8 protein-coding genes are annotated in these 10,508 nt (G+C 72.5%); 4 read left to right on the plus strand and 4 right to left on the minus strand.

Features of this window, described 5'->3' with window-relative positions:
* Window positions 1-323: 323 nt before the first annotated feature.
* Window positions 324-1,127: a GntR family transcriptional regulator gene (locus ACFWB8_RS29525; protein ID WP_385233693.1), complete on the plus strand. Its 804-nt coding sequence runs from the start codon at window positions 324-326 to the stop codon at window positions 1,125-1,127.
* 72 nt (window positions 1,128-1,199) lie between these two features.
* Here the strand turns inward: ACFWB8_RS29525 and ACFWB8_RS29530 are convergent, their stop codons facing one another.
* From ACFWB8_RS29530 to ACFWB8_RS29540, 3 genes are all read right to left on the minus strand, one after another.
* Window positions 1,200-2,762, minus strand: a complete 1,563-nt coding sequence (locus ACFWB8_RS29530) for a S8 family serine peptidase (protein ID WP_385233696.1) — start codon at window positions 2,760-2,762, stop codon at window positions 1,200-1,202.
* 162 nt (window positions 2,763-2,924) lie between these two features.
* Entirely contained in the window at window positions 2,925-3,356 is a 432-nt protein-coding gene (locus ACFWB8_RS29535; RefSeq protein ID WP_385233699.1) for a VOC family protein, read from the minus strand.
* A gap of 74 nt (window positions 3,357-3,430) precedes the next feature.
* Window positions 3,431-3,832, minus strand: a complete 402-nt coding sequence (locus ACFWB8_RS29540) for an ArsR family transcriptional regulator (RefSeq protein WP_385233702.1) — start codon at window positions 3,830-3,832, stop codon at window positions 3,431-3,433.
* 205 nt (window positions 3,833-4,037) lie between these two features.
* Here ACFWB8_RS29540 and ACFWB8_RS29545 point away from each other — a divergent pair, with 205 nt between their 5' ends.
* The 3 genes from ACFWB8_RS29545 to ACFWB8_RS29555 all read left to right on the plus strand — a co-directional run bounded on the left by ACFWB8_RS29545 (window position 4,038) and on the right by ACFWB8_RS29555 (window position 8,052).
* Window positions 4,038-4,994 carry a SigB/SigF/SigG family RNA polymerase sigma factor gene (locus tag ACFWB8_RS29545; RefSeq protein ID WP_385233705.1) on the plus strand — a complete coding sequence of 319 codons (957 nt, stop codon included), beginning with the start codon at window positions 4,038-4,040 and terminating at the stop codon, window positions 4,992-4,994.
* A 182-nt stretch (window positions 4,995-5,176) separates the two neighbouring features.
* Window positions 5,177-6,256 carry a glycine betaine/L-proline ABC transporter ATP-binding protein gene (locus tag ACFWB8_RS29550; RefSeq protein ID WP_385233709.1) on the plus strand — a complete coding sequence of 360 codons (1,080 nt, stop codon included), beginning with the start codon at window positions 5,177-5,179 and terminating at the stop codon, window positions 6,254-6,256.
* On the plus strand, window positions 6,256-8,052 hold the full coding sequence (locus ACFWB8_RS29555) for an ABC transporter permease/substrate binding protein (RefSeq protein WP_385233711.1): 1,797 nt from the start codon (window positions 6,256-6,258) through the stop codon (window positions 8,050-8,052). The genes ACFWB8_RS29550 and ACFWB8_RS29555 overlap by 1 nt, the downstream gene beginning before the upstream one ends.
* A gap of 87 nt (window positions 8,053-8,139) precedes the next feature.
* Here the strand turns inward: ACFWB8_RS29555 and ACFWB8_RS29560 are convergent, their stop codons facing one another.
* Window positions 8,140-10,344: an MMPL family transporter gene (locus ACFWB8_RS29560; protein WP_385233714.1), complete on the minus strand. Its 2,205-nt coding sequence runs from the start codon at window positions 10,342-10,344 to the stop codon at window positions 8,140-8,142.
* Window positions 10,345-10,508: the final 164 nt, after the last annotated feature.

A 10,508-nucleotide genomic window follows, 5' to 3' on the forward strand; every position in this document is an offset into this window, starting at 1 on the left:
CCGCGTCGGACATCTCGTGGGTCAGGGCGGAGTGCAGTACGAGCTGGGGAAGTTGCGCCCGGCCAGGTCCCAGGTGAAGGCCGCCGTCCCGCGCTTCGAGCGGGCCGCGGCGCTGTTCCGGTCAACCGGGGACGCCGACGATCTCCGCATCGTGGAGAGCGAGCCGGAAGGCCTCCGCCCTCGGGGGTGATGTCCCCGCGCGAGGTACGGGTTCCGGCCAAACAGGGCGGGTTGCCCGGGGTCCGCCTGGCAACAGGTATAGACCAATGCTACGTTGGTCGGGCAGACCGCGCAGTCCTTGACCACCCGTCAGAGGAGAAGTCATGCCCTCCCCCTCGCGGGGCGGCGGCCCGGCCGCCACGCCCAAGTACCAGCGGATCGCCGCAGCGTTGCGGCGCGAACTCGACCGCACCGGCCACACCCCCGGCAGCCGACTGCCCTCCGAGCGCAGCCTGGCCGCCCGCTACCAGGTCAACCGGCAGACCATCAGGGCCGCCCTCCAGCACCTGCGCGAGGACGGCCTCGTCGTCACCGGCCGCCGCGGCACCCGGTCCGCGCCCGCGGCCCGGACCTCGCAGCTCCCGCAGCCCCCGCAGCACATCCCGCCGGTCCCGCCGGCACCCGACGCCGCGTCCCGGGCCGTGGCCGCCCCCGCCGCGGCCCCCACCCAGAGCTGGCTGACGCTCGTCACCGTGGCGCCCTCCCTCGCCGCCCTGCTCGGCATGCGCGGCGGCGACCGGACCCTCGTCCACCACCACCGGGAACTCGGCCCGGCCGGCGAGACCCTCCAGCACGCCGTGACGTACCTCAGCCCGCACACCGTCGCCGTGACGCCCGAGCTGGCCCGCTACCGCGACCGCGCGGCCGCGCCCGTCCGGGACGAGGACCTGCGCCCCCTGCGCCACTGGCTGGAGCGGTCAGCGGCGGCCGGGCGCGTCGCCGAGACCATCACCATGACCCGTACCAGCCACCCGCGGGCCGCCACCCCCGCCGCCGGACTCTCCGTACGGCGCACCCTGCACGACACCACCGGCCGGCTGGTCGCCGTCACCGACCTCGCCTTTCCCACCTGGGACCGGCTGACCTTCCACCGGGACCGCCCGGCCCCGGGGTTCCTCGTCACCTGACACCCCGATGGTGCCCGGATGGCCCGTCAGGCGAGGGACCGGGGGCGTGCCCTGAGCGCGGGGCGGGAGGACTCAGAACCGCAGGGACCACGAGTCGATGTAGCCGGTGTTCCCGGCCCGGGTGTCGAACACCCGCAGTTTCCAGACTCCGTTCGCGGTCTCGGACGAGGCGTTGACCGCGAGGACCACGCGGTAGTCCGTGGTGATCCAGTTGTCCCACTCGTCCTTGACGGGATAGGCGGTGCCGTCCGGGGCGATCACATCGATCCGCAGGTCCCCGACGTCCGGATGCCTGATGTCGATCTGTACGTCGAGATCGGCCGGGGCGCGGCCGGACACCCCGCTGACGGTGACGGGGGAGTCGACGGTCGCCAGATCGGCCACGGGGCGGTCGGTGGTGTTGGCGAAGCGCTTCCCCGGCGGCCGCTGCGTCGTACCGCTCACGTCGAGCAGCCGGTCGGTGGTTCCCGGGCCCGCGTCAATGACGGATCCGGTGCTGGCGGTCGAGGTGAGGGCGGCGGCCACCTGGGCCGGGGTCGCCGTGCGGTGGGTCGAGAGGTAGAGGGCGGCCGCGCCGGTGACGTGCGGGGTGGCCATGGAGGTGCCCGACATGGTCGTGTACCAGTCGTCGGAGAAGTACGCGGCCGAGGTGATGGAGTCGCCGGGGGCGAACAGGTCGACGAGCGGCCCGTAATTGGAGTACTCGGACCGGTGGTCGAATTCGCCGATGGCCCCGACCGTCAGCGCCGTCGACACCCGGGCGGGGGAGTGGCCCGAGGCGTCGATGTTCTGGTTGCCCGCGGCGACGGCGTAGGTGATGCCGGAGGCGATGGAGCCCCGGACCGCCGCGTCCAGGACCTCGTCCGGGTCTCCGCCCAGGCTCATGTTCACGACCGCCGGCTTCACCGCGTTGCGGGTCACCCAGTCGATTCCGGCCACCACCTGCTCCGTGGTGCCGGAACCGGTGTAGTCGAGCACCCGGACCGCGACGATCTTCGCCTGCTTGGCCACCCCGTGCGTGGTGCCCGCGACGGTCCCGGCGACGTGCGTGCCGTGGCCGTGTTCGTCTTCCGCGGTCATGTCGTCGTCGATGGCGTCGTAGCCGTAGGAGGCGCGTCCGCCGAAGTCCTCGTGCGTGATGTGCACCCCGGTGTCGACGACGTAGACGCTCACCCCCTGCCCGGCCGAGTCCGGGTACGTGTACCGGGTGTCCAGCGGCAGACGCCGCTGGTCGATACGGGCCAGGCCCCACGAGGGCGGGTCGGGCTGGGTGGCGTCGAGCGTGAGCGTCCGGTTCTGTACGACATCGGTGACGGCCGGGTCGGCTGCGAGGCGCCGGGCCTGGCGCTCCGTCATCCGGGCGGAGTAGCCGTTCAGCGCGGACCCGTACGTGCGGCGGACACTGCCCCCGACGCGTTCGACCACCGCCCGGCCCTGATCGGTACGGGAGTTCGCGCGGGCCGGGTCGAGCACGACGAGATAGCTGCCCGGGACGGCATTCGGCGCCCCGGCGTAGCGGACGGAACCCTCCGGCGGAGCGGCGGCCGAGGCCCCGGTCTGCGAGCCGAGCGCGAGCGCGGCGGACAGGGCCAGCAGGGCGCCGCAGCGCCGCCATAAGTGCGGTCTTGTAGTCATGCGGCCAAGGCTGCGGCCGCTGCCGCCGAGGGCACAAGGGGGCCGGGGACCGTTGGGAACAGGACGGAAGGGAGGGGCAGAAGCGGCAGAAGGGGGCGGCCGGGACGGCCGGGGCCGCCGAGACGGCCGGGACCGTCGGGTCGCCCGCAGTCCTGCTGCCGCTCAGCGCTCCGACAGCTCGGAGGGGGCCTCCTGGACCACCCAGCCGTTGCCGTCCGGGTCTTCGAAGGACATGAAGGAGTTCCAGGTCTCGCCCTTGCCGTCCTCCCAGCCCGTCGCGCCGACGTGGCGGATCGGGGAGACGTCCACGCCCCGGTCCACCAGTTCCCGGTGGGCCGCCTCGATGTCGGTGACGCAGAGCTGGAGTCCCTGCAGCGCGCCCGGCGCCATCACCTTCGTGCCGGGCGCCGCGGGCATCCCCTCGAGCATCGCGATCGAACACCGGGAGCCGGGCGGGGTCAGCTGGATGACGCGCATCCCGGGGGCGACCTCGTCATCGACGTCGACCTTGAAGCCGGCCTTGTCGGCGTAGAACTCCTTCGCGCGGTTCAGGTCGGTGACGGGGACCGGGATGACTTCGAGTGTCCAGTTCATGGGGATACCGTCGCCCAAGAAGTCGCCGCCGCGCGCCCCGAAACGCCAGTGCGGGCCGGACTCGTGCGCCGCCGTCAGTCGGCGACGAGGTCCGGGACGGGTCCCGGAACGGCCCCCAGGACTGTCGGGGCGGGCCCGGGGGTCGGCTCCGGGGCCGAGTCCGCGACCGCGTCCAGGCCCAGCATGTCCAGGGCCTCGGATTCGTCCGTGCCCGCCGGGAGGTCGGGCGAGCTCGCGGTGGCGGGGACGCCGGTCAGCAGGGCGAGGAGGCCGGCCACCTGGACCCCGGCCTCGGCCGGGTGCCGGAACACCGCGCCCGAGGAGATCTCGTAGCGGTTGCGCCGCCCGTCGCGGACGCGTCGTAGATATCCGTCCGACTCCAAGTCGCTGACGATCGTCTGGACGGTCCGCTCGGTCAGCGCGCACGTTTGCGCGACATCCCGAAGCCGCACGGCCGGGTCCCGGGCGATGCTCACCAGAACGCGTGCGTGATTTGTAAGGAATGTCCAGTTTTCGCGACTTGTGTTGCTCCCCATGTGGTCATGATGCGATACGCGATTCACGTGATGCAAGACGTGAAATGTTTTTCCGGTAATTCTTGACGTACGAGCAGAAGAAGGCCACCATCTACGGCAGTCAAGGTCCCGCGCCGCAAGCCGACCAGCCCAAGGAGCGAACCCCATGCCGGTACCCGCCCCCTCCGCCCATACCGCCGACCCCCGCACCGACGCCGCCGCCGTCGTCCTCCCCGGCCCCCGCCGGAGCGGCGAGGCGCTCGCCCTCAGCGCGGGCCTGCCCAGGATCGACGAGCCCCGCGAGGTGGCCCCCGCCGACGCCAGGGAGCTGTCGAGGGTCTTCTTCCGGCGGCTGAGTGAACTCACCGAGGGCACCCCGGAGTATCGCTACGTCCGCAACACGCTGATCGAGATGAACGCCTCACTCGTCCAGTACGCCGTCCGCCGCTTCCGGGGCCGAGCCGCCGGCGACGTCAGTGCCGGCGGCGAGATCGAGGACATCGTCCAGGTCGGCACCATCGGTCTGATCAAGGCCATCGACCGGTTCGACCCGGCCCGCGAGACCGAGTTCTCCACCCTCGCCATGCCGTACATCACAGGCGAGATCAAACGGCACTTCCGCGACACGACCTGGGCGGTGCGCGTTCCGCGCCGCCTGCAGGAACTGCGCATCGACATCGCCAAGGCGAAGGAGGAGCTGACCGCGACGCTCGACCGCTCGCCGACGGTCGCCGACCTCGCGGCGCACCTCTCCCTCACGGACGAGGAGGTCGTCGAGGGGCTCGTGGCCGCCAACGGCCACACCAGCGGCTCCCTCGACGCCCCCCAGGCCGAGCACGGCGACCACCCCTCCGAGGGCCACACCCTCGCCGACGTGCTGGGCGAGGAGGAGCCGGCGCTGGAGCGCGTCGAGGACATCCAGACCCTCGCGCCGCTGCTCGGACAGCTCACCGACCGGGAGCGCACCATGCTGCGGATGCGGTTCGGCGACGAGCTGACCCAGGCCCAGATCGGTGCGGCGCTCGGCATCTCGCAGATGCAGGTGTCCCGGCTCCTCACGCGCCTCCTCGCGCACCTGCGCTCCTCGATGCTGGAAGACTCGGGGCACCCGCAGTCGGCGTGAGGTGAGTCACCTTCGCGTTTGCTGAGGTTAATACCGGGCATGGGCGCCAATGGAGCGGAACCACGTCCTCCGGCCAAACGGCCGGAGGACGTGGCGCGCACGGGCAGATCCCGTACCGCTCTACGGCCCGCCGTTCGCTTTGCGACCGGAGAGCCGTTCCCGGTACGACCCGCGAGGTGTATGTGTCCACGCTCCAGGCCGAGCACGTGTACAAGGTGTTCGGAAGACGCCCCGACGACCTGACGGCCGCGGTCCGCGCGCTCCAGAGCGGCACCTGCCGCGACGAGCTGCGCGCCGACGGAACGACGGCCGCTGTGATCGACGCCACGTTCCGCGTCGAGCCCGGCCAGATCTTCGTCGTCATGGGTCTGTCGGGATCGGGCAAGTCGACGCTGCTGCGCATGCTCAACGGACTGCTCGAGCCCACCTCGGGACGCATCCTCTTCGACGGCCAGGACCTCACCGCGCTCACACCGCGTGAATTGCGCCACGTACGGTCCACCAAGATCAGCATGGTCTTCCAGCACTTCGCGCTGTTCCCGCACCGCGACGTCCTCGCCAACGCCGCGTACGGTCTGGAGGTCCAGGGCGTCCCCCGGGCCGAGCGCGAACGGCGCGCCGCCGAGGCGCTGGCGCTGTGCGGGCTCGGCGGGTGGGAGACGTCCTGGCCCGACGAGCTGTCCGGCGGCATGCAGCAGCGCGTCGGCCTCGCCCGCGCGCTGGCCACCGACGCCGACCTGCTGCTGATGGACGAGTCCTTCAGCGCCCTCGACCCGCTGATCCGGCGAGACATGCAGGACCAGCTGCTGGAACTCCAGAAGCGGCTCAAGAAGACCATCGTGTTCATCACCCACGACCTGAACGAGGCCATGCGCCTCGGCGACGGGATCGCGGTCATGCGCGACGGACGCATCGTCCAGCAGGGCACGGCCGAGGACATCCTCACCCGCCCCGCCGATGACTACGTCGCCTCCTTCATCCAGGACGTCGACCGCTCGCGCGTCCTGACGGCCGAAGCCGTCATGGACGAGCCCGATGCCCCCGCCCACGGGGAGGCGGCCGCCGACGCCTGCGGCTGTCCGACCGTCAGCCCCGAGACCCCGCTCGCCGACCTGTGCGCGATCAGCGCCCGGGTCCCGCACCCGGTCGCCGTCACCGACGAGGACGGCTCCGTCGTCGGCTCCGTGACCCAGGACCGCCTCGTCGCCTTCATCGGCGACGAACAGCGGCCCCCGATGGCCTGCACGGAGGTGGCAGCCTGATGCCCCGCCTGCCACTCGGCGCCTGGGTCGACAGCGCCGTCGACTTCCTCCAGCGCCACCTGTCCTGGCTGTTCGACGCCATCAGCACGATCGTCACCGGGCTCTACGACGGCATCGAGACCGTGCTGTCCGCTCCGTCGCCGCTGCTCTTCGCCGGCATCCTCGCCGTCGCCGCCTGGTACCTGCGCGGCCTCCTCGCCGGCCTGCTGGCCTTCGCGGGCTTCGCGCTGGTCGACTCCGTCGGCCTGTGGCAAGACGCCATGTCCACGCTCTCGCTGGTCCTGGTCGCCACCCTCGTCACGCTGGCCTTCGCGGTCCCGATAGGCATCCGGGCCTCGCGCTCCGACCGGGTCAGCGCCACCCTGCGGCCCGTCCTGGACTTCATGCAGACCATGCCGGCCATGGTCTACCTCATCCCCGGCATCATCTTCTTCGGGGTCGGCGTGGTGCCCGGCATCATCGCGACGATCATATTCTCGCTGCCCCCGGGCGTACGGATGACCGAGCTCGGCATCCGCCAGGTCGACGCCGAACTCGTCGAGGCCGCCGAAGCCTTCGGCACCACCCCGCGCGACACGCTCGTGCGCGTCCAGCTCCCGCTGGCCCTGCCCACCATCATGGCGGGCATCAACCAGGTCATCATGCTGGGCCTGTCCATGGTCGTCATCGCCGGCATGGTCGGCGGCGGCGGACTCGGCGGCGCCGTCTACCGCGCCATCGGCAGCGTCGACATCGGCCTCGGCTTCGAGGCGGGCATCTCCATCGTCATCCTCGCCATGTACCTGGACCGGATGACCGGGGCGCTGGGCCGCCAGGTCTCCCCGCTCGGCCGCCGCTCCCTCGCCAAGGCGCGGTCCGCCGCGACCGGCGTCACCCGGCTGTGGAACCACCGGCCCCAGCCCGCCCACGCCGTCACCGGAGCCGTCGTGCTCGCCCTCGTCGCCGGCGGCCTGAACGCCTTCGGCGGCGCCGGCCGGACCGACGCGAGCGCTGCCGGCGCCGACGACATCGGCAAGGGCCGCAAGGTCAGCATCGGCTACATCCCGTGGGACGAGGGGATCGCCTCCACCTTCCTGTGGAAGGAGCTCCTGGAGCGCCGCGGGTACCAGGTCGAAGCCCGGCAGCTGGAGCTGGGCGCCCTCTTCACCGGCCTCGCGGGCGGGCAGGTCGACTTCCAGACCGACGCCTGGCTGCCGGTCACCCAGTCCGAGTACTGGAAGAAGTACGGGAACAAGCTCGACGACCTCGGCGCCTGGTACGGCCCCACCTCCCTCGAACTGTCGGTCCCGTCCTACATGAAGGACGTGAAGTCCCTCGCCGACCTCAAGGGCAGGAGCGGCGAGTTCAAGGGCCGGATCATCGGCATCGAGCCCAGCGCGGGCGCGATGGGGATCCTGAAGGACAAGGTCCTGCCGGAGTACGGCCTCGACGGCGAGTACAAGGTCGTCGACGGCTCCACCCCGGGCATGCTCGCCGAGCTCAAGCGCGCCTACGAGAAGCAGGAGCCCATCGTGACGGTGCTCTGGTCGCCGCACTGGGCGTACGCCTCGCACGACCTGCACAAGCTGGAGGACCCCAAGGGCGCCTGGGGCAAGGGCGACGGCATCCACACCGTCGCGCGCAAGGGCTTCGCCGCCGACGAACCGCGCGTGGCCGACTGGCTGCGCTCGTTCAAGCTCAGCGAGGCCCAGCTGACCGGTCTGGAAGCCAAGATCCAGGAATCGGGCAAGGGCAAGGAACAGCAGGCGGTCCGCGCCTGGCTGGCCGAGCACCCCGAGGTCGACAACCTCGCCTGAGCCGGCCGGCGGCGCCGGGGCACGGGGACGGTGCGCACCTTCGTACGCCCCCCCGTGCCCCGGCGGTCAGGCCCGCCCCCCGGCGGCTCAGCCGACCGGGACCCGGTGCTCCGCAGGCCCGGAGTGCCGGGCCTGCGGCTCGGCGTCGGCGCGCGGCCGCAGCGGCCACCACAGGGAACGACCCAGCAGCGCCGCGCACGCGGGCACCAGGACGATCGACAGGACGAAGGCCGAGAGCAGGATCCCGAGCCCCGTCGCGAAGCCGATCTGCTGAGTGGCCGAGGCCGGGCTGACGGCGAGGCTCCCGAAGGAGGCGGCCAGCACCAGCCCGGCCGTCGCGATGGCCGGCGCGGTGTGCCGCACCGCCCGGGCCACGGCCGCGCGCGGCGGACCCGGCCGCCGCATCTCCTCGCGGATCCGGTCGGTCACCAGGATGTTGTAGTCGGTGCCCAGCGCGACCACGAACAGGAACAGGACCAGCGGCAGCGAGAAGGCCACGCCCGGCTGGTCCAGTGCCCGCTGGAAGACGAGCGTCGAGGCGCCCAGCGTCGCCGCGAACCCCAGTCCCACCGAGAGCAGCAGGACCAGCGGCGCGAGCAGGCTGCGCAGCAGCAGGAACAGGATCAGCGCGATCAGCGCCGCCGCCACCGGGAAGACCACCTTCAGGTCCTTGTCCACCGCTTCCGAGATGTCGGCGAACACCGCCGCACTGCCCCCGACATGAGCCTGCGTGCCCTCCGGCCGGTGTGCGGCGACCGCCTCCCGGACCGGACCGGACGCCAGGTCCCGGGCTTCCTGACCGTGCGGATCGGCGGTCGGGAACAGGTCGATCCGCGCCGCCCGGCGGTCCTCGCTCAGCACGGTCGGTGCGACCCGGCCCACCCCGGCCACCTTCGCGAGCGCACCGGCGAGCGGATCGATCCGCTCGCCGCGCAAGGCGCCCCCGTCCTGCGTGACGACGAACACGCTGATCGGGTCCGACACTCCGGCGGGCAGCGCCCGGGAGATCTCGGCCGCGGTGGCCGCGGCCGCCGTACGCTCGCCGCCCCCGTCGCTCGATCCGTAGTCCATCCGCATGCCGGCCACGCCCGCGGCCAGCGCGCCGAGCAGCGCCACGCAGACGGCCGCCGCCGCCAGCGGCCGCCGCGCCACCCGGTCGCCCAGCCGGGCGGCGGAGCCCGCGGGCGGCTCCTGCCCCAGGGAGCGCGACGGCCAGAACATCTTCCGCCCGGCGACGGCGAGCAGGGCCGGCATCAGGGTGAGGCTGCCGAGCAGCATCACCAGCACGGCGACCGCGATGGCCGGCCCGAGCACCCGGAACTGCCCGAAGGAGGCCACCCCGAGCGTGGCGAACGCGGCGACGATGGTCAGCGCCGCCGAGGTGACCGCCGTGCCGACGCGCCCGGCGACCTCCGCCGCCGCGGCCCGCCCGGACTGGTCGGGGCGCCGGCGCAACTGCTCGCGGAAACGGAAGAGCAGGAAGAGGAAGTAGTCGATGCCTATGCCCACCAGGACGACAGTGATCAACTGCGGGGTGGACGCGTCGAGCCGGATGCCGGTGAGCATCGCGGCGCCGACGACCGTGCCCGTGGCGGCGCCGCCGACGATGGTGACGACCAGCAGCGGCAGCAGCGCGGCGAGCAGGCTGCGGAACACCAGTACGTGCAGCAGCACGATCACCGCGAGCATCACGATGCCGACGACCGTGGACCGGGTCTTCTCGGCGTCGACGCCGTCCACGCTGTCCGCGAGCCCGCCGGTGAAACCGGTCCGCAGCCCCTCCCGCGCGAACTCGGCCCGTGCGTGGTCGCGGAAGGCCCGGTACGTGGCCTGCACCCCGGGATCCTGCGGATTGCCGGTCAGCTCCACGGACAGCAGCCGGTAGCTCCCGTCCGGAGCCGTCATGGCCGGGCTGACCCGGGGGAGTTGCGAATGGTCCCGGGTGAAGGGCGGGTCGTCCTGCGACTTGGGCATGGCGATCCGGTACCGGGCCAGCTCCGCGGCTTTGCCGTCGATGCGCCGCTCGTCCGCGGCGCCGAGCCGCTCACCGTCGGACCTGGCCACCAGCACGGTCAGCGGGTTGGCGTCGGGCCTCGCCCCGAACCGCTCCTCCGCGATCTTCAGGGCGGCGGCCGAATCGTAGGAAGGGGGCAGGAAATCGCCGGCACTGCTCTGCGTGGCGCGGAAGACCAGCGCCTGGCCCAGCAGGGCCAGCGCGATGCCGAGCACGGCCCAGCCGGCGATCACCTTCCATGGGTTTCTCGTCGAGAATCCGGTCAGGGCGCGGATCACGTGGCTCCTCCGGTCTGTGTGATGTGCGCCGGGGGTTCCCGGCTGATCCCAGACCATCAGCCGGGACCGGGGGAAGCGTCCGGGCACAGGAGGAGCCGCACCCCGGGACCGGGGTCCGGGCGGAGGCCGGACCCCCGCCCCGGGGCCGGTGCGGGCCCCGGGGA

The sequence above is a fragment of the Streptomyces sp. NPDC060031 genome (assembly GCF_042736805.1).
In the GTDB taxonomy this organism is placed as follows: Bacteria; Actinomycetota; Actinomycetes; order Streptomycetales; family Streptomycetaceae; genus Streptomyces.